Raw genomic sequence first — 23,803 nt, 5'->3', positions numbered from 1 at the left:
TTACGTCCTCCGCTGCGGATCGACGATGTCGCGCAGACCGTCGCCGAGCAGGTTGAAGCAGAACACCGCGATCATCAGCGCCAGCCCGGGGAACAGCGCGATCCACCACTCGCCCGACACCATGAACGCCGCGCCTTCGGCGACCATGATGCCCCATTCAGCGGTCGGCGGACGGACGCCAAGCCCGATGAAGGACAGGCCCGCGGCATTGAGGATGGCGTAGCCCATGGTGAGCGACATCTGCACGATCATGATCGGCATGATGTTGGGGAGGATATGGCCGAGCAGGATCCGCAGTTCGGTGTTGCCGGCGAGCCGCGCCGCCTGGACGAATCCGGCCTCGCGGCGGACGTTGGCTTCGGCGCGGGCAACTCGGGCATAGAGCGGGAAATTGACGATGGCGGTCGCGATGACGATATTCTGCACCGTATTGCCGAGTGCGGCGACGATGCCCATGGCCAGCACGAACAATGGAAATGCCATGATGGTGTCGGCAATGCGGCCGACGATCCGATCGGTCCAGCCGCCGAAATAGCCGGCGGCGACGCCGGCAAGGCCGCCCATCAGAAAGACGAGCACCACCGAGGCGACGGCGATGAAGACGTCCAGCCTCGTCGCGACAACGACGCGACTGAAGATGTCACGGCCGAGCTGGTCTGTGCCGAACCAGTGCGACGCAGATGGCGGACTGAGCGCCGTGCTGGTCGAAGAGGCCATCGGGTCGTAGGGCACGACCCAGGGCCCGGCCACCGCCGCGAGCAGGATGACGACCAGCAGGGCAAAGGCCCCGGCGGTCACCGGGTTCTCGCCGAGCACGTAGCGCGCGTGCTGCAGGTTGGCCGCGATACGGGAGTCGCGGCGGGGCGGAGCGGTTTCGGAGGTCGGCGCGATGATCGTCATCCTTCCATCCTCACCCGCGGGTCGATCACGCCGTAAAGGATGTCGATGGCGAGATTGAGCGCCACGTACATCACCGCCATGGTCAGAACGAAGCCCTGGACCGGCGCGAAGTCGGAGGCAATCAGCGCCTCGACGGCATAGGAGCCGATGCCTGGCCAGGAGAACACCTTCTCGACCAGCACATTGGCGCCGAGCAGGAACGAGAACACCATGCTCAGCGTGGTAACCACCGGCAGCATGGCGTTGCGGAAGGCATAGGTGACGATCACCGTTCCCGGCGACAGGCCGCTGGCGCGGGCGGTGCGCACGAAATCCGATGCCAGCACCGCGAGCATGGAAGCCCTGGTCATCCGGGCGATCGGCGCGAGCGAGAACAGCGCCAGTGTCGTGGCTGGCAGCACCAGCTGACCCACGACGGCGCGGAACGTCCCGGCGTCACGGGCGATCAGAGCGTCGAGCAGGAAGAACCCCGTCACCGTCGGCGGCGTCGGGGCGAACACGTCGAGGCGGCCGAGCGGCGCCGGCGCGAGCCCAAGCTGGAAATAGAACACATAGATCAGCACGAGGCCGGTAAAGAATACCGGCAGCGACACCCCGGCCGTGGTGGTGACGCGGCAGAGATGATCGATCCACGACCCCGGCCGCGTCGCCGCAAGGATGCCGAGCGGCATCGCGATCATCACCGCCAGCAGCAGTCCGGTGAGGGTGAGCTCGGCGGAGGCCGGCAGGCGGTTGCGCAGTTCGGTCGCGACCGGTTGGCCCGTGGTCAGCGACGAGCCGAGATCGCCATGGGCGAGGTCGGTGGTGTAGCGGACGAATTGCTGCATCAGCGGCTGGTCGAGGCCGAGCTTCTTGCGGATCTGCTCGATCGCCTCCTGGGTAGCCGCGGGACCGGCGAAATAGGCCGCCGGATCGCCGGGCAGAGCACGGGTCAGAAGGAAGGTGACGATCACGACCCCGACCAGCGACGGGATCGCGAACATCAGGCGCCTGCCGATGAGAGCGAGCATGGCTTGTGCCGCCTTCAGCCTTTCACCATCGCGCGATAGTCGAGCCGCCGATGGAACCAGTACTGATAGCCGGACACGTTCTTCTGCATCGCGACGTTGACATAGGGTTGATAGAGCGGCACCCGCGGCATGTCGGTAAAGGCGAGGTCGACGAAGCCCTTGACGTCGCGGTCATAGGCCGCTGCGTCGCCCACCGCAGCTGCGGCACGGGCGCCGTCGATCAATTGATCCATGGCCGGCGACTTGTAGCTCATGGTGTTGAAGACGGAATTGTTGCCGTGATAGCACCAGTAGAAGAAGTATTCGGGGTAATCGAGCCAGCCCGAGAACACGTTGGTGTAGAGCGGCATCTCCTTCTTGTTCAGTTCGGTGCGCCAGTTGGCGCCGGGAATCTTGTTGATGGTGGTCCTGATGCCGATCTGGGCAAGGCTCTCCTGCACGAGGACGCAGAGCGGCTCGTTGACCACGGCGAAGCCGAGATCGAACGACAGCGTGGTGTCGAAGCCACTCGGATAGCCGGCTTCCGCCAGCAGCGCCTTCGCCTTGGCGATGTCGGTGTTGAACTTGTGGGGCTGCGGCCAGGCCACTTCGGTGGGCTTGTCGGCGGGCGCACCGAACATCGGATTGGCGAGCCCGAACATCACCGCGTCGACGATCTTCTGATAGGGAATGGCATAGGCCACGGCGAGCCGAACCTTAGGATTGTCGAACGGCGGCTTGGTGACATTCATGCCGATATACTGGATGCCGTTGCTGATCGGCAGCGAGGTGACGTTGAGCTTGCCGGCCTGCTTGAGCTCGGCGAAGTCGCGATAGGGCAGCTCGAACGACACGTCGGCATCACCGCGCTCCAGCAGTGCGCGACGATTGCCGGCCTGCGGCACCATCCGCCAGATCACGCGCTTGATCTTCGGCAGCGGGCCGCCGACCCAGGCATCGTTGCGCTCCATGATCACTTCGGTGCCGGCGGTCCATTTGGTCACCTTGTAGGCGCCGGAGCCGGCGGTCTGCTGCTTGGTGTATTCGAGACCCCAGGGGTCCTTCTCGGTCGCGTTCTTCTTCACCAGCTCGGAATTGACGACACAGGGCACGATCACCGCGAGATCGGGGATGGTAAGGCGATCCTTTCGGGCAAAATCGACCCGAACCGTATGGTCATCGACGACGACGAATTGCTCGGGCTTGGTGAGGGAGCCCGCGCTCATCTGAAAGGTCGGAAAACCGCCGACACTGACAGCACGGTCGAGCGACCACTTGACGTCCTTGGCGGTGACCGGCGTGCCGTCATGGAAGGTTGCGCTCTTCTTCAGCCTGAAGGTCGCCGACATGTCGCCGACCTTCATGTCCTCGGCGAGTTCTGGCTTGAACTTGTCGCGGTCATAATAGGGCACGCCGCCCGGACCGCTCTTCATCTCGTGGCTGATCAGGCGGTCATAGCAATTCCACGACACTTCATAGCTCGGGACGTTGGTGCCGACGCCATGGATATCGAGATTGTTGGGTCCGCTCTCCGAGATGACCAGCAGCGTCTCGGACCGGGCATCTGCCTTCGCCGGGGAAAAGACGGCCGGAGCCTGAACGAGAGCTCCGGCGGCGAGGCCGGACATCTTCAGAAAATCGCGACGCTTCATGATCATCTCCAGCGGAACAGCTGATCATGACTTCGCAAGCTTTGTGCCACCGCGCCACGAGCCGGCAGCCGTCGCTCAATCAATTGAAATAAAAAGACAATCCGGAATTTCGCCGATGACTCTTGGCGGCACGCCAACTGACCGAATTGCATACAAATAGATAGTTTTGCCTGAAATTTAGCCTGCCGTTGAGCGCACGGAATTCCGATGCCGCATTACTGATCCGCGCGCTCGAACTAGTGCGGTGGATCTGACGCTCGTACCAGTATTGCAGCGAGTTCTTCGTACGCGCGTCAGATCCAAAACCGCACTAGAATCATCATGATGCTAGTGTCCCTTTGATTCTAACGTTCGTAGAAGTGCTCGCTGCAAGGGAATACGAACGTTGGAACCGGGACACTAGTGTGGCGTCTCGCAATTGCCTACCGCCTTTGCAGCCAGTCTCTCGTAGGCAATTGCGAGACATAAGCCACGCTAGCACTTTGATTTTGCTAGTGTCCTTATGTCTCCGAATGACCGTGCGAGCATGAGGCAAATGGAGCGGTAATTCGGAGACAGGACACTAGCGCAGCAACCGGTTGCGCTTCTCGATCGCGGCATCAAGCGCGGCCTGCGCCGGCGGTTTCCGTGTAGCTGCCCTTGTCGACGGGAACGGCCCGATAGTCGCTCTGGCGAGCGTTGAAGTCTGCAGCCAGCTTGTCGACCTCCCGGCCGAGCTCGCCCTGCTTGGCCTACCATCAGTAGACCGTGGTTGCCGTCCGCGCCGAGACGGCGGCGGCCGACAGGGCTGCGCCAAGGATTGCAAGCCACAGCGCGCCCCGCGCCGCGATCCCGCAAACCCGGCCTTCATCGATGATCTCCCCGCTTCCGCCACCTTCACGGCACACCGTTCCTCGCCCGGGACGCACGATAGCCAGTCTCCGGGACTTTCTGGTAAAGTACATACTTATCAGCGATTTTCGGCTTTGACACGATCGAGGCGAGGAGACGTGGTGCGGTCGGGGAACGATGGCCTTTGCGGCGACGGGCCGAACGGATCAGTTGCGGCGCTGCAGTCGGGCGGCGGGCAGCCGTGCTCCGGTTCGCCGGGCCGGCATGAAAGGCCCTGACTTGTCCGTGGTGCCGACCAGGGAGGCGACCCGGGAAACCAAGGCTGACGGCCTCGTTGCACGCGGCCGTTTCGGCATCGTCAGGCTGGTCCGCGCAGTCCCGATCCGCTGGCGCATCCTCTCGATCGCAGCGCTCAATTCCGCGGTGGTGGTGATCCTTGCGGGCCTGATCTGGAGCGGTGCCCGAGTGCTGGATTCCGCCTGGCAGGACGTCCGCCAGGTCCGCGAATCCGACAAGATCCTGGCCCTGCTCGAAAGCGAAACCGGCCGGCTGCAAAATCTCATCCATCGCTACATCAACCAGCCAAGCCCGGACCTGTTCGCTGAAATCCTGCTGCTCCGCGAAGCGGTGCTCGGCACCTTGAAGAATCGTGCCTCAACCGACCCTATGCTCTCGGGCTCGGTGGCCGAACTCGAACGCGTCACCGAATCGTTTCTCAACGGCTTCGGCGAATTGCGCAGCGTTCAGGCCGCCATCAGCAAGACCTACGAGCAGCAGGTCCTGGCCCCCGCCAAGGACATCGCGGGGCTCTACGCCATCATCGAGGGCGCCACCGAACGCCGCGACGCGCCGATCTGGCCGCCGCTCGGCAAATCCCGCGAGGCTTTCACGGCGCTGCTGGTAGCAGCCAATTCCTATTACCTTTCGCTCGCCTCCGATGCGGCCGAGGAGGCTCGCAAGAACTCGCAAACGATCGAGCACACGATTCCGGTGATGATGAATCTCGCCGAGAATGATGTGCAGAGATCGGCGCTGAAACGCCTGCAGCAGCGCTCCCAGGCGCTGCGCGGCGGGCTGGCGACGCTCGCGGAGCAATTCGCGACGCGGACCGCGCTTTTGCGCAACGCCATCGACGCCAATCAAGCGGAGACGATCGGCGAGATCGACGAGTTGTCGGTGAAGATGCGCCAGCGCGAACAACAGGCTCAGACCACCTTCGATCAGACCCTGACCGACATTTCGCGCAAGGTCCTGACGATCTCGCTGGTCTTTCTCGCCGTCGTCATCGGCGTCGGGGTCGTCATCGCGGTGAGCATCCGCCTGCCGCTGCAACAGATCATGACGGCGATGCATGCCATCACGTCCGGCGATCTCGGACGCAAGGTGCAGGACACCCAGGCCCAGGACGAGGTCGGTGACATGGCGCGCTCGGTGGAAGTGTTCCGGGAAAATGCCATCGCCAAGCGCGCTGCCGAGGACGAATTGCGCGCCGCCAAGGAAAAGGCCGAAACCGCCCTCGCCGAGCTCAGCGCCGCGCAGCAGAACCTGATTGACGCCGAGCGCCTCGCGGCCCTAGGCGGTCTCGTGGCCGGCGTCGCGCATGAGGTCAACAATCCTATCGGCATCAGTCTGACCGTCGCCTCGAGCCTTGCCCGGCGGAGCGAAGCCTTCGCTGACGACATCGGCTCCGGCCGGCCGCTCCGACGCTCACAGCTCGACGAATTCGTGCGCGTCGCCGGCGACGCCGCGCAGCAGCTCGTCGGAAATCTGCAGCGCGCCGGCGAACTGGTGCAGTCGTTCAAGCAGGTCGCGGTGGATCGCTCCCAGGCAGAGCAACGCATCTTCGACCTGCGCGAGGCCACCGACCAGATCGTCGCCAGCCTCAGGCCGGTGCTGAAAAAAGCCCCGGTCACCGTGGCGATCGAAGTGCCTACGGATCTTTCCGTCAACAGCTATCCCGGATCCTACGGCCAGGTGCTGACCAATCTCTTTCTCAACGCCGCAAGCCATGCCTTCCCGGACGGTCGGGTCGGCACCATCCGCATTGCCGCAGCCCCGCTCCCCGACGACACCATCGAGGTCCAGTTCGGCGATGACGGTGTCGGCATGGCGCCCGAGGTACAGCGCCAGGCCTTCGACCCGTTCTTCACCACCCGACGCGCCGAGGGCGGCACCGGGCTTGGCCTGCATATCGTCTATAATCTGATTGCCCAGCAGCTCGGCGGTCGTATCAGGATGGAAACGGCACCGGGACAGGGGACCATCTTTCGCATTATCATGCCGCGGAACCCGAGCCGCGGAACGCCCGGCAAGATTACCGAACGCGGAACAGCATCATGGCCGACCAGGACGACGTCCTCCACCTGATCGACGATACCGGCGTTGCCGCCGACACCGGCCCTTGCCGGCGCTGGAAGATCGCCATCATTGACGACGATCGTGCGGTGCACGAGGGCACGCGGTTCGCACTAAGCGATTACGCCCTCAATGGCCAGAGGCTCGAGATCCTGTCGGCCTATTCCGCCGCCGAAGGCCGCGAGCTGATGCGCCAGCACCCGGACATCGCCGCGGTGCTGCTCGACGTCATCATGGAGACCGATGCGGCCGGCCTCGAACTCGTGCAATATATCCGTAACGAGCTGAAGAACGAGACGGTGCGGATCATCCTGCGCACAGGCCAGCCCGGCCAGGCGCCGGAACGCAGGATCATCGTCGACTACGACATCAACGACTACAAGGCGAAGACCGAGCTCACTGCGGACAAGCTCTTCACCTCGCTCACGGCGGCGCTGCGCAGCTATCAGCAGCTCGAGCGCATGTTGCAGACGCGACGCGGCCTCGAGATCATCATTGACGCGGCCTCGACCCTCTACGACTTCAAGTCGATGCAGCGCCTCGCCGAAGGCGTGCTGACCCAGATCGCCTCCCTGCTCAACATCGACTGCGTCGGCATCCTCGTGCTGCGCGACGGCAGCGACCATGGCGACGCCTTTTCGGTGCTGGCCGGCTCGGGGTGCTACAGCCGATATACCGGCGACCACGGACCGGGGCTGGATGATAACCTGCGCCGCACCGTCGAAATGGCCTTTTTGCGCCGCCAACATGAGTTCGCAGGGCACCGCACCGTGCTCTATATCCGCACCGGCAGCGGCCGCGAGGTGGTGGTCCTGATCGAATCGGCGCGAGAACTGTCGGAGACCGACCGTTCGCTGATCGAAATCTTCGGCAGTCGCCTGTCGATCGCCTTCGATAACGTGATCCTTTACCAGCAGCTCCAGGACGCCAATACCCAGCTCGAGGACCGGGTCACCGAACGCACCCGGGCTCTCATGACCGCCAACCGCCGCCTGTCGGCGCAATGGCTGCGGCTGCAGCGCGCCAATGCCTTCAAGAACGAGGTGCTGGGCACGGTGGCGCACGACCTCAAGAACCCGCTCGGCGTGATCCTCGGCCGCACCGAAATGCTGAGCGAGTTGATCAGCCTGGACGCTGATCGCGACCAGATCGCCGCCCAGGTCGAACATATCCGGCATGCCACCAAGCGCCTGACCGCCATGGTCGACCATCTGATCGCCGACGCCATGGCCGATGCTTTCGACATCACCATCCGCCGCGAGCCGGTCGATGTCACCGCGCTGGTGACCGAGGTGGTCGAAGCCAATCAGCCCTCGGCCCTCAACAAGCGGCAACGGCTGGCGGTGAGCGCGCCCTCTGACCGGATCGCGATGTGCGATTCCGACCGCATGCGCGAGGCCATCGACAATCTGATCAGCAACGCGATCAAATACAGCCCGATAGGCGGCCGCATCGGCGTCGCTGTCGATCAGACCGACGACGGCATCGTCGTCAGCATCAGCGACGAGGGTGCGGGGCTGTCGCCGGAAGATATCGGCCGGCTGTTCGGCCGTTTCCAGCGGCTGTCCGCCAAGCCGACCGCGGGCGAGAGCTCGACCGGACTGGGTCTGTCGATCGTCAAGCGTATCGTTGACATGCACGGCGGCGCGGTGACCGCGCACAGCGACGGAGCCGGCCTCGGATCGACTTTCACCATCACTCTTCCGACTGTCCCCGACATGATAGGCGAGTCATTGAAGGACTTGAGGCCGGAAGCAAGACCGTGAGCCAGTCACCCCATATCTTCATCGTCGACGACGAGGCGCCGGCGCGCGAAATGGTTGGCGATTATCTGCGCATGCACGGCTTCGGCGTGACCTTGTGCGATGGCGGCAAGAGCCTGCGCCTCGCCATCGACGGCGCCAAGCCCGATCTCGTGGTCCTTGATCTCAATATGCCCGAAGAGGACGGCTTGTCGATCATTCGCGATCTCAAGAGCCGCGACAACGTTCCCGTAATCATGCTCACCGCCACGGCGAGCCCGATCGATCGCGTCGTCGGACTCGAGCTCGGCGCCGACGACTATCTGGCCAAGCCGTGCGAGCTGCGCGAATTGATGGCGCGCATCCGTTCGGTGCTGCGACGGAGCGGACCGCCACGCGCCGCCGAGCCGCCGGCCAAGACCGAGAAGCCGGCCTTGGTCCGCTTCGGCACCAAATGGCTCGACCTCGAGGCCCAGGCGCTCCGCGACGAGGAAGGCATCGAACATCCGCTGACGGCGTCCGAATTCGGCCTGCTCAAGGTGTTCGCCGCTAACCCGAAACGGGTGCTGTCCCGCGAACGGCTGCTCGAACTCGCCAATGCCCGGGACGCCGAGGCCTTCGACCGCGCCGTCGACCTGCGAATCATGCGCATCCGGCGCAAGATCGAGCCCGACCCTGCCCGACCCTCGGTGATTCGCACCGTCCGGGGCGGCGGTTACCTGTTTGCGCCCGTCGACGAGAAGGCCTGAGCAGAGCCTTCTCGAGCGACATGGGACCCGGCCCGGCGACGAAAAAACGCCTCCGAACATACCGCCGAACGCCGGGCCGGGCACTGAAATCGTTTGGTTTTTCGGCCTAATATGTCGTCGCCCGGCCCGACGAAACAAAATTCCCGACCGACGAAACCATTTTCCACTTGGCACGCCAACGGCCGGAAACCAGGTGGTCCTATCAATCCCCTGCAACGTGCTGGTTACGCGTTGGGGGAGATGACAATGCAGACCGCTTTCGCCATCAAAACCGCAGCTCGCCACTGCGTCCTGGCTGTGCAGGCCACGTCGGACGAAATGCTGATCGACGGCATCGCCGACGGTGAAAAGAGCGCGATGCACATCCTTTATGCCCGCCATCATGTGCGGACCTATCGGTTCATCCTGCGCATCGTGCGTGACACCACCCTCGCCGAGGACCTCGTCAGCCAGGTGTTTCTCGATGTCTGGCGGACCGCCAGCCAGTTCGAGCGCCGCTGTCAGGTCTCGACCTGGATCCTGTCCATCGCTCGCTTCAAGGCGCTGAGCGCGCTCCGTCAGCGTCGCTTCGAGGACATCGAACAGGACGAGGTGCTGCAGATCGCCGACGACCGCGACGATCCGGAGACCGCCTTCAACCGCGCCCGCACCTCGGACGTGCTGCGAACCTGCCTCAAGAAGCTGTCACCGGCTCACCGCGAAGTGATCGAACTCGTCTACTATCACGAGATGAGCGTCGAGGAGGCCGGCCGCGTCATCGGCATCCCGCAGGCGACGGTGAAGACCCGCATGTTCTACGCTCGCAAGGCGCTGGCGGGGCTGCTCAGGAACGAGGGCATCGACAGTCTGGCCGCGTGAGCCGCGACGCCACATCGGATCGATCGAAGACAACCCGCGGCTTCGCCCCAGGTTGTCGTTTTGTCCTGGGCGCAAGACGATGCCCCGGGAGACGACGCCCCGCGAGCGGACCGGGTTCAATTTCCGTTGAGATCGCCTCTGGAGCGCAGCCGTTACATGGTGAGCGCATGTGTCGACTTACGTCGGCCGCAATGGCAAGGCTGCAATGCCGCTGCGGCGGGCGGCCGCGCGTTCCTGCCATCCCCATCGGGGTCGGAGCATGATAAGACCACGCAGCGCCCGCCCGGCCGGATCGTTCGATGTCCCGCCGCGCCCGCGCATCGGATCACCACAGGGCGGCGCAGCGTGGCGCTGCGTCTTCGTCCTCCAACCAACGGTTGCTTCCCGATGCTTTCTGGTCTCGACGCCATCGTCCTCGCCCGCGCGCAGTTCGCATTCACAATGTCGTTCCACATCATCTTCCCTGCCTTTTCGATCGGCCTTGCGAGTTACCTCGCCGTGTTGGAGGCGCTGTGGCTGATCACCGGTCGCGAGGTTTTCATCACCCTGTTCCACTACTGGCTGAAGATCTTCGCGGTGGCCTTCGGCATGGGCGTCGTCTCGGGAATCGTGATGAGCTACCAGTTCGGTATCAACTGGTCGGGCTTCTCCGACAAGGCCGGCGCGGTGATCGGACCGTTGATGGCCTACGAGGTCCTGACCGCCTTCTTCCTCGAGGCCGGTTTTCTCGGGGTGATGCTGTTCGGCCTCAAGCGCGTCGGCAAGGGTTTGCATTTCTTCGCCACACTGATGGTGGCGGTGGGCACGCTGTTATCGGCGTTCTGGATTTTATCGGCCAATTCCTGGATGCAGACACCGGCGGGCTATGCGGTCAACGCTGAGGGACAGTTCATCGCCGCAGACTGGTGGACGCTGATATTCAATCCGTCCTTCCCTTATCGCCTGGTCCATATGGTGCTGGCGGCCTATCTGACCACCGCCTTCGTCGTCGGCGCTGTCGGCGCCTTCCATCTGTTGCGCGACAGCGTCAGCGACGGGCCGCGGGTGATGTTTTCGATGGCGATGTGGATGGCGGCTCTGGTGGCGCCGGTGCAGATCCTGGCCGGCGACCAGCACGGCCTCAATACGCTCGCCCACCAGCCGGCCAAGGTGATGGCCATGGAGGGCCATTTTCACAGCAGCAGCGGCGGTGCACCGCTGATCCTGTTCGGGCTGCCGAGCCAGAGCCGCGCCACCGTCGATTACGCGGTCGAGATCCCGAAGGCCTCGTCGCTGATCCTCAAGCACGATCCCAACGCGCCGCTCGCCGGGCTCGACACGGTGCCGAGGGAGAACTGGCCTTACGTGCCGGTGGTGTTCTGGTCGTTCCGCATCATGGTCGGCATCGGCCTGCTGATGCTGGCACTCGGACTTGCCAGCCTCTATGCGCGCCTTCGCGGCTCGTTATTTCAATCGCGACGACTGCACTGGTTCGCGCTGGCCATGGGCCCGTCGGGCTTCGTCGCGGTGCTCGCCGGCTGGGTCACCACCGAGGTCGGCCGTCAGCCCTTCACTATCTATGGTTTGCTGCGCACGGCCGAGGCCGCCTCGCCGCTCGCCGCTCCCGCGATCGCGTCGTCGCTGCTCGCGTTCGTCGTCGTCTATTTCATCGTCTTCGCCGCTGGCGTGATCTACATCCTGCGCCTGATGGCTGCGCCACCGCATCGGGGCGAGGGGGGCCCGGAGAGCCACATGCCGGGGCGCAGCGCCGGGCTGACGCCGGCGGCCGCCGTGGCGCTCAGCGGCACAGGCGTGGGGAGGCGCGCATGAATATCCCCGGTGACCTCGCCACCATCTGGGCCTTCATCATCGCCTTCGCGGTATTTGCCTATGTGGTGATGGACGGCTTCGACCTCGGGCTCGGCCTGCTGTTCCCCCTCTTCCGGGACAAGCGCGATCGCGACCTGATGATGAATTCAGTCGCACCGGTATGGGACGGCAACGAAACCTGGCTGGTGCTCGGCGGCGGCGGGCTATTCGCCGCGTTCCCGCTCGCCTATGCCGTGCTGATGCCGGCGCTCTATACGCCGATCGTCGCCATGCTGCTCGGCCTCGTGTTTCGTGGCGTCGCTTTTGAATTCCGATGGCGCAGTCCGCACGAACGCAGCCTGTGGGACCTCGCCTTCGCCGGCGGCTCGTTCGTCGCTGCGCTGGCCCAGGGCATCGCCCTTGGCGCCATCCTGCAAGGCGTCAAGGTCGACGGCCGGCTGTATGGCGGCGGCTGGTGGGACTGGCTGACGCCGTTCAGCATTCTGACCGGCTGCTCGGTGGTCGCCGGCTACGGCCTGCTCGGGGCAGCCTGGCTGGTGATGAAGACCGAAGGCGACCTGCGCGAGCGGGCCTACGCCATGACCTGGCGTTTCCTCGTCGCCACCCTGCTTGCCATCGTCCTGGTGAGCGCGGCAACACCGTTCCTGGAAGTCGCCTATTGGCGTCGCTGGTTCGCCTGGCCGAATATCCTGGCGACCGCGCCGGTGCCGATCGCAGTGGCGATTGTCGCCGCGTTGATCGTGCGCAGCCTCGCCGCACGAGACGACCGGCGGCCCTTCTTCCTGACGCTGGTGCTGTTCGCGCTGTCCTATGCCGGCCTCGGCATCAGCATCTATCCCTACGTCGTGCCGCAGAGCATCACCATCTGGCAGGCCGCGGCTCCGGCCAACAGCCAGCAATTCATGCTGGTCGGCGTCGCGATCATGATCCCGATCATCCTGATCTATACCGGGTTCGCCTATTGGGTGTTTCGCGGCAAGGTCAACGCGGAATCCGGATACCATTGATGGCGCGACTTTTGCCGGCAGGGTGGCGCAGTCGCGTCATGTGGTTCGTCGTGCTGTGGTGCGGCGGGGTCGGCAGCGTTGCCCTGCTGTCGTTTGTGCTGCGGCAGTGGATCGCGCCGCACTGACGATCCCCGCGAATGACCACCACGGTTCCGTTCATCTTTGAGGCAGCGAAAGGATTCGGCAAAGCGGCTTGCCAGCTCCGGACGGCTGGGGTTTGATGATTTTGCTCGGCGATGCACAATTTAATCTCGTCTGGCACCCGAACCGCTATTGATTGGACGGAATTTAAAATGACTGCCAGCCGGCTTCTTCCCACCCTAGCCTTCGCCATTCTCGCTCTCATCACTCTGCCCGGCGCCGCCTCGGCGCAACAGGTCGACATGAGCGGCGCCGACCAACCAGGCTATATTGCGGACGACGCCGACGAGCAGTTGTCGCCGCAGTTCCAGCGCCAGATGGTGTTCTTCCGCACGGCGGAGCCCCCGGGCACGATCGTCATCCAGACGTCGGAACGTTATCTCTATCTGGTCCAGGGCAACAACCGCGCACTGCGCTACGGCATCGGCGTCGGCCGCGACGGCTTCCAATGGCAGGGGCTGCTCAAGATCTCGCGCAAGGCCGAGTGGCCCGACTGGACGCCACCACCGGAAATGATCGAGCGTCAGCCCTATCTGCCACGTTTCATGGCCGGTGGTCCGGGCAATCCGCTCGGCGCACGCGCGTTCTACCTCGGCGCCACGGTCTATCGCATCCATGGCACCAACCAGCCGCAGACGATCGGCACCGCCGTCTCGTCGGGCTGCTTCCGCCTCGTCAATGCCGACGTGGTTGATCTCTACGGCCGTGTGCCGGTCGGCACCAAGGTCGTCGTTCGGCAGAGGCCTGAACTGTAAGACTTCCCGCCAAATCCATTCCGCCATTCATTGAACGGGGCGACTGATGTGGACGTTTCGAACCGGCCTGCTGATCGGCTGCACCATTGCTGTCGCGGTGGGTGCTGCCGCCATTACCTATGAACGCTACGACACTCAGACGCTGAAGCGGGTCAAACGCCGGGGCGAACTGCTGTGCGGCGTCAATACCGGCCTGCCCGGCTTCTCCAATCCCGACGACAAGGGTAACTGGAGCGGCTTCGACGTCGATTTCTGCCGCGCCATCTCCGCGGCGATCTTCGACGATCCCACCAAGGTCAGATTCGTGCCGCTTGACGCCAACGAGCGCTTCAAGGAATTGCAGAGCCGCAAGATCGACGTCCTGTCGCGCAATTCCACCTGGAGCATGGCGCGTGAGACCGGCTACGAATTGCACTTCGCCGGTGTGTCCTACTATGACGGCCAGGGCTTCATGCTGCCCAAGACGCGCAAGATCGATTCCGCGCTCGAACTCGACGGCAGCAAGGTCTGCGTCCAGAGCAACACCACGACACTGCTCAACCTCGCCGATTATTTCCGGGCCAATCACATGACGTATCAGGAGGTCAAGATGGACCACCTGGACGATCTTCTGAAGGCCTATGAAAGCGGCCAATGCGACACCATCACCACCGATGTGTCGCAGCTCTATGCGATCAGATTGAAATTCGCCAAGCCCGGCGACCACACCATCCTGCCGGACGTGATCTCGAAGGAGCCGCTGGCCCCGGTGGTCCGTCAGCGTGACGACGAATGGCAGCTCATCGTACGCTGGGCGCTCTATGCCATGATCAATGCCGAGGAGCTCGGCATCACCTCGAAGAACATCGACGCGGCGCTCAAATCCGACAAGCCGGACGTCAAGCGCCTGATGGGCACCGAGGGCGCTTATGGCGAGGAACTCGATCTCACCAAGGATTGGGCGGCGCGCATCATCCGTCACGTCGGCAATTACGGCGAGGTCTACGAGCGCAATGTCGGCACCGGCTCCAAACTCGGCATTCCGCGCGGCATGAACGAGCTGTGGAACGCCGGCGGCATCCAGTACGCGCCGCCGATCCGCTAGTGTGATGGATCTGACGCTCGTATCAGCGTTGCAGCGAGCTCTTCATACGAGCGTCAGATCCAAAACCGCGCTAGAATCATGATCAATGCTAGTGTCCTTTATGTCTCCGAATTACCGTGCGAGCGTGAGGCACATGGGACGGTAATTCGGAGACAGGACACTAGAGTCGCGGCTTGGCGTTGCCCGCCGATCAGAAACTCTTCAGCCGCGCAAGTTGGTCGGCATGAAAGTTTGAATCGCCAAAAAATTCCTGGCAAACCCGCATTCGCTTCATGAAGAAGCCGATGTCGAACTGGTCGGTCATGCCCATGCCGCCATGCATCTGGACCGCCTCCTGCACCGCCAGGGTGCCGGTGGTGCCGGCCTTCGCCTTGGCGACCGCCACCGCGGGACCGGCCGCGTCGAAATCCTGGTCGAGCCATTGCAGGGCTTTGAGCACGGCGGCGCGCGTCAGCTCGACCTCGCAATAGAGATGGGCCGCCCGATGCTGCAGGGCCTGGAATTCGCCGATATATTTGCCGAATTGCTTGCGCTCCTTGAGATAGCCGACGGTCCGGCCGAACGCCTCCTCGGCGGCGCCGAGCATCTCGGAGGCGACCGCACCACGGCCGACATTGAGCACGCCTTCGAGCAGCCGCCCGCCCTGGTCGACCTCGCCGAGCACGCTGTCGGCGGTGACGTCGACGCTGTCGAAGGTGACCCGCGCCGCGTTGTGGGCATCCACCATGATGGTGCGCTCGACCTCGATACCCTTGGCCTTGGGATCGACCAGGAACAGGGTCAGGCCCGCGGCATCGCCTGGTGCGCCGGAGGTGCGTGCTACGACAATCAAGAGATCAGCGACATGGCCGTCGACGACCATGCCCTTGGCACCGGAGAGCCGGAACCCGTTGCCGGCGCGGATCGCCCCCATGGCGGTGCGCAGCGGACGGTGTTTCGGGCCTTCGTCGACGGCGAGCGCGGCGACAAGGTCGCCGCTGACGATCCGGCCGAGATGTTCGGACTTCTGCGCCCTGGAACCGCCGCGACTCAGCGCCGAGGCGGCAACCACGGCGGTCGACAGGAACGGTGATGGCATCAACGTGCGCCCGATCTCCTCCATGATCACTCCGGCTTCGACGCAGCCGAGGGCGCTGCCGCCGAACTCCTCGGGCACCAGGAGCCCGGCAAACCCCATTTCGGCGAAGCTCTTCCACAATTCGCGGGAGAAGCCGGTCGCGTCGCGGCTGTCGCGGAGCTGGCGCAGATGCGACACGGACGCTTTGCCGCCGATCAGGCCGCGGGCGCTATCGCGCAGCATGGATTGTTCTTCGGTGAGGACGAGAGCCATTTGCTAAGAGTCCGATCGTCGCAGGAAAACGGGTCGCAGGTGCAGTCAGATCCGCGTAGCGCAGCGCATCAGGCACCCGGCAGATCGAGGATGCGCTTGGCGATAATCCCGAGCATTACCTCGCTGGTGCCGCCCTCGATGGAATTGGCCTTGGTGCGAAGCCAGGCGCGGGCCGCTTCACCATCCCGCGAGCGTTCGCTCTCCCATTCGAGGGCTTCGATGCCGCCGGCCGCCATCAGAATCTCGTGGCGGCGCTTGTTGAGTTCGGTGCCGTAATATTTTAGCGCCGACGAGAAGGCGGGATGCGCCAGACCGGCCTTGGCGAGATCAACGGCGCGTTCGGCGGCACAGCCGAGCGCCGCCTCGTCGATATCAAAGATTGCGATCTGGCCGCGCAGCACCGGGTCGTCGAGATGGCCCTCCACGTCGGTGCCGACGCAATCCGCCGCCACCTGGCCGAGCGGCCGGCCGCCGGCCCGCTCGCCCATGCCGCTGATCATGGCGCGCTCGTGCTGCAGAAGATACTTCGCCACGTCCCAGCCGCGATTGAGCTGTCCGAGCACATTGGCCTGCGGCACCCGGACATTGTCGAAGAAGGTCTCGCAGAACGGCGACTTGCCCGAGATCAGCAGGATCGGCTTGGTCGAGACTCCGGGCGTGGTCATGTCGAACAGGATGAAGCTGATGCCTTCGTGCTTTTTGGCCGCGGTGTCGGTCCGTACCAGGCAGAAGATCCAGTCGGCATAGTTGGCATAGGACGTCCAGATCTTCTGGCCGTTGATAATGAAATCGTCGCCGTCAAGCACGGCACGGGTCTGCAGCGACGCCAGATCCGATCCGGCATTGGGCTCAGAGTAGCCCTGGCACCAGCGGATCAGGCCTGCAGTGATCTTGGGCAGGTGTTCGCGCTTCTGCGCCTCGGTGCCGTATTTCAGCAGCGCCGGCCCCAGCATCGAAATGCCGAAGCTGACCAGCGGCAAGCGAGCACCGATCGCCGCCATTTCCTGGCGCAGAATCTTGGTTTCCTCGCCATCGAGACCGCCGCCGCCATATTCGGTCGGCCAATGCGGCACGGTCCAACCCTTGTCGCGCATGCGCTCGAACCATACCCGCTGAGCTTCGCAAGCAAAATGGGCATTGCGGCCGCCCCAGAAGGTGTCGTCCTCCCGCGTCATCGGCCGGCGCATTTCCGGCGGGCAATTGGCCTCGAGCCAGACGCGGGTTTCCTGACGGAAGAGTTCGAGATCGGCCATGGCGTTTTCCCCTCGCATGTCCTGCTCGCGCGCCGAGACGCGACGATTGTTTTAAACGCGCGTTTGATAGTCTTTGCGTGCGCGCGGCGACTTTACCTGCCGGCCGGCGGATTTCAACACGCTCGTGCCCGTGCGCCTCGGCTCATCAAGCAGGATCGCTCGCGCGATGACCGTCCGACCGTGCGGCAAATGAAGCGGTCATTCGGAGACAGGGCACTAGACGTCGGGGATGCGGCGACCGCGGATCAGAATGCCGATCGCCGCGACTATTTCGAGCAGGATACAGACCCCGAACGGCAGCGCGTAGCCACCGCTCAGATCATGCAGGGAACCGGAGAGCACCGGACCGAAGGCGCTGACGACGGACGCGAATGCCATGCCGAAGCTGACGACGCGATCGCAAGGCATGGCCTGGGACCGAGCGCACGAATCACGTCGCCGACAAAGACCACCAGCGCGGCACTGAGGAGATAAAAGAAGGTCGTGGCGACGGTGATCGTCGAGGCTGGCCAGCCATGGAGCTTCTGCAACTCGGCAAGATAGACGGCCTGGCCGTAGAAGCCGAGGGCCCAGGCGAAGGCGGCCATGACGAAGCAGACGGCGACCACGCGCCAGCCGCTGTGGCGGATCGAAATCTCGTCGACGAAGAGCGGCACCGGCGTTAACTTCATCCGCAACGTTCCCCTCCCGGACAGCGCCAACACACGTTGTTTTCAGTCGCCCGACGAATCCTAACATCTGCGAGAAAGGGCTGGAAGCCGCCCGGGGCGCATGGCCAAGCCATCATGGCCCGTACCGCAGGCTCAACCTGCTGCCGATCACGCCGTCTCGTTCGCGCCTGCCTGAATTTCCCTTCCCTTACCTGTCACGTAATCGATCGGCGCCACTGCCGATGTCACGCTCGCACCGCCTCGACGGCACAACCCAATACAACACACAGGAGAAACCACGATGATCGACGCTCTCGACATCATGAGGATTGCCGACAACTACATCGCACTGTGGAACGAGCGCGATGCAACGCGTCGCCGCGCCAAGCTCTCCAGCCAATGGACCGAAGACGCGAAATATGCCGACCCGCTGATGCAGGGCACCGGCTGCGAAGGCATCGACGCGCTGATCGCCGGCGTGCAGCAGCGTTTTCCCGATTTTTCCTTCGCCCTGACCGGCAAGCCGGACGGACACGGCGCTTATCTGCGCTTTTCGTGGGCTCTTGGCCCTCGTGGCGCCGATGGCCCGATCAAGGGCACCGATTTCGTCGTCACCGAAGCGGGGCGAATCCGCAGCGTTACCGGGTTTCTCGACCAGATCCCGGGCTAAGGCGTAGCATGCGGCTGCCGGCGCGATTATGCCGGCAGCCGGAATTCTTTCTCCATGCCGGGAATTTTGCACGACCTCACCGCCGCGCTAGTGCCCTGTCTCCGAATTACCGCTTCATTTGCCTCACCCTCGCACGGTAATTCGGAGACAGGACACTAGATTTCGCTGCATTCATCGAGGTTGAAATGATGTCGCAGAGCGAGAACGATCTTCATCCGCTCGAAAACGCCACACGCCTCACCTGGCATGACGGACACTGGCGCGGGCACACCTCCCCCGACTACTGGGCCTTCATCGGCCCGTTCGGCGGCGCCACCGCCGCAACGCTGCTGCGCGCCGTGCTCGACCATCCCGATCGCATCGGCGATCCCCTGGCGTTGACCGTCAACTACTGTGCGCCGATCGCCGAGGGGCAATTCCAGATTGCGATCAGGGCCGCAAAAACCAACCGCTCGACCCAGCACTGGACCATGGAGCTCTGTCAGCAGGATGGCGAGGCGCTGGCCACCGCCACTGCGGTATTTGCCGTCCGGCGACCGACCTGGAATCACGCGGTAGCGCGCATACCGCACGCGCCGGCGCCGCAGACGCTGGCGCGCTTCGAGAACAAGCTCAGCCGATCGAGCTGGATCGACCGCTACGACATGCGCTTCGTCGGCGGCAACCCGGCCTTCGGCGCCACACCGCAGAGCGAGCCGCAACCGGCCGACACGCTACTCTGGCTGCGCGATGCCGAGCCGCGGCGACTTGATTATCTATCGCTGGTTTCCATGTCGGACGCCTTCTTCGGCCGCGTCTTCCACATCCTCGGCGTCCTGGTGCCGTTCGGCACGGTGACGCTGACCACTTATTTTCACGGCGGCGCCCAAGACATGGTGGCCGAGAACGACTGGGTGCTGGGGCGCGCCGGCGCCAGCGTCTTCCGCAACGGCTTCGGCGATCAGTCGGTCGAGCTGTGGGCGCCGGACGGCCGCCTGCTCACCACCAGTATCCAGGCGACCTATTACCGTGATTGGAAGCCTGCCGATACCTCGGACTGATCCACTCGGCCGGCAGGCGAGCATGCGCGGCTGCCGACAGCGCCGATCGTGCGAGCGCTCGTACGAACGTTAGGACCAAAGGGACACCAGCATCGCTATGATTCTAGTGTGGTTTTGGATCTGACGCGCGCACGACGAATTCGCTGCAGTGCTGATACGAGCGTCAGATCCACCGCACTAGTGTGGCGTCTCGCAATTGCCTACCGCCTTCGCGGCAACCCTCTCGTAGGCAATTGCGAGACATAAGCCAAACTAGCGCTTTGATTTTGCTAGTGTCCCGATGTCTCCGAATGACCGTGCGAAAGTGAGGCAAACGAAGCGGTAATTCGGAGACGGGACACTAGCCAAGTCGAGCGGCATGCCGCCGAAGGCGTGTGAACTCGCATGCGAGGCCGGACCTATTATCATCAGTTGCACAGAAGCGATTTTCTTGCACCGCGTGTATTTTTTGCTAACCCAACTTAAAGGCTTTTACCTCAGAAGCCGACAGGCCGTCGCAACAGAGCGGCGAGTGCGGTGGATCTGACGCTCGTATCAGCACTGCAGCGAATTCGTCGTACGCGCGTCAGATCCAAAACTGCACTGGAATCATAACTATACTGGTGTCCTGTCTTCGAATGACCGCATCACTTGCCGCACTGTCGGATTTGACATTCGCTGCCCACCCGGGCGCGAGCTCGTGAAGCAAATGTCAGGCGAGCACGCGTCTCCGACGCCGACCAAAGGATTCGTGATGAGGCCGCGTATGTCTCTCCTGGCGAAGGTGCTGCTGTTCGGCCTGTTTACGACCGTCGCCCTTCTGTCGATTCTCGGCATATGCGCCTATTCGAACAGCCAGTTGCGGGTGGGCGGCCCGCTCTATGGCGACATCAAGCTCGGCGCCGATCTGTTGGCCGACATTTTGCCGCCGCCGATGTATGTGGTCGAGGGCTATCTCGAGGCGACGCTCGCCGTTCAGGAGCCGGCGAAGTCGGCCGAGCACAAGCGGCGCCTTGAGCAGCTGCGTCGCGATTTCGAAGATCGGCAGTCGTTTTGGAAGAGTTCTTCTCTCAGCCCTGACCTCAAGAGCCGGCTGACGCAGGATTCGGCGGCTCAGGTCCGGCAGTTCTGGAGCGTCGTCGAGCGAGAGCTGGTGCCGGCGCTCGAAAGGCAGGATATCGCCCAGGCCAAATCGGCCTATAGCCGCCTCGCGGGCATCTACGCCAGCCATCGAGCGATCATCGACGACCTCGTCGATAGAGCCAAGGCCTACGATGCCGACCTCGAGAACTCGGCGGCCGCGCGGATTTCCGTGTTCATCTATCTGACCTGGACAATCTGCGGTGTGGCGATCCTCGTGATCGCCCTGGGTATCGGCGCCATCGTGTTCGGCATTGTCCGTCCGGTAGTCCGCTTGACGTCCGCCGTGACCGACATCGCTTCGGGCAATCTCAACGCCACTGTTCCGGGTCGAGATCGGTCCGATGAGGTCGGCGAACTCGCCTGCGCCATCGGCATGGTGCGGCAGAACGCCGAGATCAAGGCCCGCAACGACGTCGAGCAGAAGGCGCGGGATGTCGTCGTGGCCGCGGCACAGCGGAAGGCGGACACACAGCGCCTCGCCGAGACGTTCGAGTCAGCCATCGGCGACATTGTCCATACGGTTTCCTCAGCCTCCGCCAAGCTGGAATCGTCCGCGCGATCATTGGCGTCGACGGCAAGCAACTCGGAGAGACTGGCCGCGACCGTCGCCCAGGGCTCCGAGGAGGCATCCGTCAACGTCCAATCGGTCGCATCGGCGACGGAAGAACTGTCGTCATCGATCGACGAGATCAGCCGTCAGGTTCAGGAATCAGCCCGGATCGCGGCCGCAGCCGTCGCAGAGGCGCTACGCATCAATGATCGCGTAACCGCCCTGTCAGGCGCAGCAAGCCGAATCGGCGACGTCGTCGAATTGATCAATGCCATCGCGGGCCAGACAAATCTTCTCGCCCTGAATGCCACCATCGAGGCCGCCCGGGCCGGCGAATCCGGCCGTGGATTTGCGGTCGTGGCATCGGAGGTCAAGGCGCTGGCGACCCAGACCGCAAACGCAACCAGTGAGATCGGACAGCATATTTCGGGAATCCAGAGCGAAACGGCGGAGTCGGCCGCAGCCATCGCAGCCATATCGCGGACCATCGACAGGCTCGCGGAGATCTCCTCGGCGATCGCGGCGGCGATCGAAGAGCAAGGCGCGGCGACAAGGGAGATCTCCCGCAACGTCCAGCAGGCGTCGCATGGGTCCAATCAGGTGGCGTCGAACATTGCGGACGTGAAGCTCGGTGCGACGCAGACCGGCTCGGCAACGGCGCAGGTTCTGGCGGCCGCGCAGTCGCTTTCGGCTGACAGCGGTCTGCTTCGGTCGGAGGTCGAGAGCTTTCTGGCGTCGGTCCGCGCGTCCTGATCGAGCGCTCAGGGGCGAGCGCCAGATCGAAAACCGCGCCAGAATCATAACGATGCTGGTGTCCGTTTAATTTCAACAGACTAGTGTCCTGTCTCCGAATTACCGCTCCATTTGCCTCATGCTCGCACGGTCGTTCGGAGACATAAGGACACTAGTGTGGTGGATCTGACGCTCGTTTCAGTATTGCAGCGAGTTCTTCGAACGAGCGTCAGATCCGAAACCACACTAGAATCATAATGATGCTAGTGTTCCGTCTCGCAAATCAGTTTAAATAATCTTGGTTGCTTCGGGCAAGCAGGAGCTGAGAGGATGGCGCGTCCCGTCAAGGTACTTACCGCCGATGCGGAGACACGGGCTGAACTCCAACGGAGGGCCAATGCTCCGACCAGTGCGCATCGCGATCGTTTTCGAGCAAAAATTATTCTGCTGCGTCTGGAGGGGGTGAAAATCGAGCTCGTCGCCGAGCAGATGGATACATCGATGCCAACGGTGTCGACATGGTCCAGCCGGTTCGAGGCACACGGGCTCGACGGCCTCGACGACAAGGGCGGACGCGGACGCAAGCCCTCGATTACAGAGAAGAAAATCGAGCGTGTCATCACCGATGCCACGCGTCCGCCGAAGAACCGCAAGCGTTGGAGCGTGCGCAGCATGGGCCGCCATGCCGGAGTATCGCACAGTACTGTGCAGCGGATCTGGTCAAAGAATGACTTGAAGCCCCACATTGTAAAGACGTTCAAGCTCTCGAATGATCCGGAGTTTGAGAAAAAGTTCTGGGACGTGATCGGGCTCTACCTCGATCCGCCAGCGAAGGCGCTGGTGTTATGCTGCGACGAGAAGAGCCAATGCCAGGCTCTGGAACGCACTCAACTTGGCTTGCCGCTTGCCCCGAAGCGTCCCCGGACAATGACTCACGATTACACCCGGCATGGCACGATTACGTTGTTTGCTGCCCTCGATGCGATGAAAGGCAAGTTGATCGCGCGCACCGAGGCGCGTCACACTCACATCGAATGGCTCAGGTTCCTGAAACAGATCAATCGCGAAACGCCCGAGGAACTCGACATCCATCTGATCCAGGACAACTATGCCACGCATAAGCATCCAAAGGTCAAGGCTTGGCTCGCCCGTCACCCGCGCTTCAAGTCGCACTTCACGCCGACATCTTCGTCCTGGATGAACCTCGTCGAACGCTTCTTCGCTGATTTAACCGCCGACGTGATACGCTCGGGCAGCTTCGCTTCCATCGGCGAACTCGTCCGCGACATCGAAGCCTATCTCTCCGATCGCAATGCCGCCCCGAAGCCCTACACGTGGAGGGCCGAGGGCGCGGCCATCCTCGAAAAAATCAACCGCGCCCGCGCCGCCCTCGACAAAATCGAGGCAGCGTGAGTTATTGCAAGGCAATTGAGAGTCAGGACACTAGTGTCCCCTTGTTTCCAACGTTCGTACGAGCAGCCTGCTGCAATGGGATACGAACGTTGGAAACGGGACACTAGCAAAATCAAAGTGCTAGTGTGGCTTATGTCTCGCAATTGCCTACGAGGGGCTTGCCGCAAAGGC

19 protein-coding genes and 1 pseudogene are annotated in these 23,803 nt (G+C 63.2%); 14 read left to right on the top strand and 6 right to left on the bottom strand.

Annotation, left to right across the window (positions count from 1 at the left end):
* Genes DB459_RS11235 through DB459_RS11225 form a run of 3 tightly spaced genes read right to left on the bottom strand, consistent with a single transcriptional unit; the run spans position 1 to position 3,541 of the window.
* Entirely contained in the window at positions 1-900 is a 900-nt protein-coding gene (locus DB459_RS11235) for an ABC transporter permease (RefSeq protein WP_253712919.1), read from the bottom strand.
* Positions 897-1,910 (bottom strand): ABC transporter permease, encoded by a 1,014-nt coding sequence (locus tag DB459_RS11230; RefSeq protein ID WP_253712918.1) that lies wholly within the window; start codon positions 1,908-1,910, stop codon positions 897-899. Before DB459_RS11230 ends, DB459_RS11235 begins: the two co-directional genes overlap by 4 nt.
* A gap of 14 nt (positions 1,911-1,924) precedes the next feature.
* Positions 1,925-3,541 (bottom strand): ABC transporter substrate-binding protein, encoded by a 1,617-nt coding sequence (locus DB459_RS11225; protein WP_253712917.1) that lies wholly within the window; start codon positions 3,539-3,541, stop codon positions 1,925-1,927.
* Between DB459_RS11225 and DB459_RS11220 the strand changes: the two genes are divergently transcribed.
* From DB459_RS11220 to DB459_RS11170, 10 genes are all read left to right on the top strand, one after another.
* A complete protein-coding gene (locus DB459_RS11220; protein ID WP_253712916.1) occupies positions 3,540-3,701 on the top strand; it encodes a hypothetical protein in 162 nt (53 codons plus the stop codon). The two genes, DB459_RS11225 and DB459_RS11220, sit on opposite strands and share 2 nt — an antisense overlap.
* Before the next feature lie 935 nt (positions 3,702-4,636).
* Positions 4,637-6,739, top strand: a complete 2,103-nt coding sequence (locus DB459_RS11210; RefSeq protein ID WP_253712915.1) for an ATP-binding protein — start codon at positions 4,637-4,639, stop codon at positions 6,737-6,739.
* Positions 6,709-8,493 (top strand): DUF3369 domain-containing protein, encoded by a 1,785-nt coding sequence (locus DB459_RS11205; protein ID WP_253712914.1) that lies wholly within the window; start codon positions 6,709-6,711, stop codon positions 8,491-8,493. The genes DB459_RS11210 and DB459_RS11205 overlap by 31 nt, the downstream gene beginning before the upstream one ends.
* Positions 8,490-9,218, top strand: a complete 729-nt coding sequence (locus DB459_RS11200) for a response regulator (protein ID WP_253712913.1) — start codon at positions 8,490-8,492, stop codon at positions 9,216-9,218. Before DB459_RS11205 ends, DB459_RS11200 begins: the two co-directional genes overlap by 4 nt.
* Before the next feature lie 246 nt (positions 9,219-9,464).
* The gene (locus tag DB459_RS11195; protein WP_253712912.1) at positions 9,465-10,076 is read left to right on the top strand and encodes a sigma-70 family RNA polymerase sigma factor; all 612 of its coding nucleotides are present in this window, start codon (positions 9,465-9,467) and stop codon (positions 10,074-10,076) included.
* A gap of 387 nt (positions 10,077-10,463) precedes the next feature.
* Positions 10,464-11,885, top strand: a complete 1,422-nt coding sequence (locus DB459_RS11190; RefSeq protein WP_253712911.1) for a cytochrome ubiquinol oxidase subunit I — start codon at positions 10,464-10,466, stop codon at positions 11,883-11,885.
* Entirely contained in the window at positions 11,882-12,892 is a 1,011-nt protein-coding gene (gene cydB / locus DB459_RS11185; RefSeq protein ID WP_253712910.1) for a cytochrome d ubiquinol oxidase subunit II, read from the top strand. Before DB459_RS11190 ends, cydB begins: the two co-directional genes overlap by 4 nt.
* On the top strand, positions 12,892-13,017 hold the full coding sequence (locus DB459_RS11180; protein ID WP_253712909.1) for a DUF2474 domain-containing protein: 126 nt from the start codon (positions 12,892-12,894) through the stop codon (positions 13,015-13,017). Before cydB ends, DB459_RS11180 begins: the two co-directional genes overlap by 1 nt.
* A gap of 168 nt (positions 13,018-13,185) precedes the next feature.
* Complete coding sequence (locus DB459_RS11175) at positions 13,186-13,788, top strand: L,D-transpeptidase (protein WP_253712908.1); 603 nt, start codon at positions 13,186-13,188, stop codon at positions 13,786-13,788.
* A 46-nt stretch (positions 13,789-13,834) separates the two neighbouring features.
* Positions 13,835-14,872 carry an amino acid ABC transporter substrate-binding protein gene (locus tag DB459_RS11170; protein WP_253712907.1) on the top strand — a complete coding sequence of 346 codons (1,038 nt, stop codon included), beginning with the start codon at positions 13,835-13,837 and terminating at the stop codon, positions 14,870-14,872.
* A 190-nt stretch (positions 14,873-15,062) separates the two neighbouring features.
* Here the strand turns inward: DB459_RS11170 and DB459_RS11165 are convergent, their stop codons facing one another.
* From DB459_RS11165 to DB459_RS11155, 3 genes and pseudogenes are all read right to left on the bottom strand, one after another.
* A complete protein-coding gene (locus DB459_RS11165; RefSeq protein ID WP_253712906.1) occupies positions 15,063-16,202 on the bottom strand; it encodes an acyl-CoA dehydrogenase family protein in 1,140 nt (379 codons plus the stop codon).
* Positions 16,203-16,270: 68 nt separating this feature from the next.
* Positions 16,271-17,455, bottom strand: coding sequence for an acyl-CoA dehydrogenase family protein (locus tag DB459_RS11160; RefSeq protein ID WP_253712905.1), 1,185 nt, complete (start codon positions 17,453-17,455; stop codon positions 16,271-16,273).
* 377 nt (positions 17,456-17,832) lie between these two features.
* A pseudogene (locus DB459_RS11155) lies at positions 17,833-18,126 on the bottom strand (MFS transporter); the annotation flags it as partial.
* Positions 18,127-18,406: 280 nt separating this feature from the next.
* Between DB459_RS11155 and DB459_RS11150 the strand changes: the two are divergent.
* The 4 genes from DB459_RS11150 to DB459_RS11135 all read left to right on the top strand — a co-directional run bounded on the left by DB459_RS11150 (position 18,407) and on the right by DB459_RS11135 (position 23,632).
* Entirely contained in the window at positions 18,407-18,775 is a 369-nt protein-coding gene (locus tag DB459_RS11150; RefSeq protein WP_253712904.1) for a nuclear transport factor 2 family protein, read from the top strand.
* Positions 18,776-18,960: 185 nt separating this feature from the next.
* Positions 18,961-19,815 (top strand): acyl-CoA thioesterase II, encoded by an 855-nt coding sequence (locus tag DB459_RS11145; RefSeq protein WP_253712903.1) that lies wholly within the window; start codon positions 18,961-18,963, stop codon positions 19,813-19,815.
* A gap of 1,132 nt (positions 19,816-20,947) precedes the next feature.
* Entirely contained in the window at positions 20,948-22,240 is a 1,293-nt protein-coding gene (locus tag DB459_RS11140) for a methyl-accepting chemotaxis protein (RefSeq protein WP_253712902.1), read from the top strand.
* Between the two features lie 309 nt (positions 22,241-22,549).
* On the top strand, positions 22,550-23,632 hold the full coding sequence (locus tag DB459_RS11135) for an IS630 family transposase (protein ID WP_253706553.1): 1,083 nt from the start codon (positions 22,550-22,552) through the stop codon (positions 23,630-23,632).
* Positions 23,633-23,803 lie beyond the last annotated feature (171 nt).

Origin of the sequence: Bradyrhizobium sp. WD16, assembly GCF_024181725.1 — a bacterium.
In the GTDB taxonomy this organism is placed as follows: Bacteria; Pseudomonadota; Alphaproteobacteria; order Rhizobiales; family Xanthobacteraceae; genus Bradyrhizobium_A.
Note: the sequence above shows the minus strand (reverse complement) of the source record. Positions and strands in the feature narration are given on the sequence as shown.

Bases quoted from the DNA above. Each gene is read 5' to 3' on its own strand.
- DB459_RS11220 (WP_253712916.1), top strand. From the start codon at position 3,540: ATGATCATCTCCAGCGGAACAGCTGATCATGACTTCGCAAGCTTTGTG.
- cydB (WP_253712910.1), top strand. From the start codon at position 11,882: ATGAATATCCCCGGTGACCTCGCCACCATCTGGGCCTTCATCATCGCC.
- DB459_RS11210 (WP_253712915.1), top strand. From the start codon at position 4,637: ATGAAAGGCCCTGACTTGTCCGTGGTGCCGACCAGGGAGGCGACCCGG.
- DB459_RS11165 (WP_253712906.1), bottom strand. From the start codon at position 16,202: ATGGCTCTCGTCCTCACCGAAGAACAATCCATGCTGCGCGATAGCGCC.
- DB459_RS11170 (WP_253712907.1), top strand. From the start codon at position 13,835: ATGTGGACGTTTCGAACCGGCCTGCTGATCGGCTGCACCATTGCTGTC.
- DB459_RS11195 (WP_253712912.1), top strand. From the start codon at position 9,465: ATGCAGACCGCTTTCGCCATCAAAACCGCAGCTCGCCACTGCGTCCTG.
- DB459_RS11230 (WP_253712918.1), bottom strand. From the start codon at position 1,910: ATGCTCGCTCTCATCGGCAGGCGCCTGATGTTCGCGATCCCGTCGCTG.
- DB459_RS11145 (WP_253712903.1), top strand. From the start codon at position 18,961: ATGATGTCGCAGAGCGAGAACGATCTTCATCCGCTCGAAAACGCCACA.
- DB459_RS11160 (WP_253712905.1), bottom strand. From the start codon at position 17,455: ATGGCCGATCTCGAACTCTTCCGTCAGGAAACCCGCGTCTGGCTCGAG.
- DB459_RS11205 (WP_253712914.1), top strand. From the start codon at position 6,709: ATGGCCGACCAGGACGACGTCCTCCACCTGATCGACGATACCGGCGTT.
- DB459_RS11225 (WP_253712917.1), bottom strand. From the start codon at position 3,541: ATGAAGCGTCGCGATTTTCTGAAGATGTCCGGCCTCGCCGCCGGAGCT.
- DB459_RS11175 (WP_253712908.1), top strand. From the start codon at position 13,186: ATGACTGCCAGCCGGCTTCTTCCCACCCTAGCCTTCGCCATTCTCGCT.
- DB459_RS11235 (WP_253712919.1), bottom strand. From the start codon at position 900: ATGACGATCATCGCGCCGACCTCCGAAACCGCTCCGCCCCGCCGCGAC.
- DB459_RS11190 (WP_253712911.1), top strand. From the start codon at position 10,464: ATGCTTTCTGGTCTCGACGCCATCGTCCTCGCCCGCGCGCAGTTCGCA.
- DB459_RS11135 (WP_253706553.1), top strand. From the start codon at position 22,550: ATGGCGCGTCCCGTCAAGGTACTTACCGCCGATGCGGAGACACGGGCT.
- DB459_RS11150 (WP_253712904.1), top strand. From the start codon at position 18,407: ATGATCGACGCTCTCGACATCATGAGGATTGCCGACAACTACATCGCA.
- DB459_RS11180 (WP_253712909.1), top strand. From the start codon at position 12,892: ATGGCGCGACTTTTGCCGGCAGGGTGGCGCAGTCGCGTCATGTGGTTC.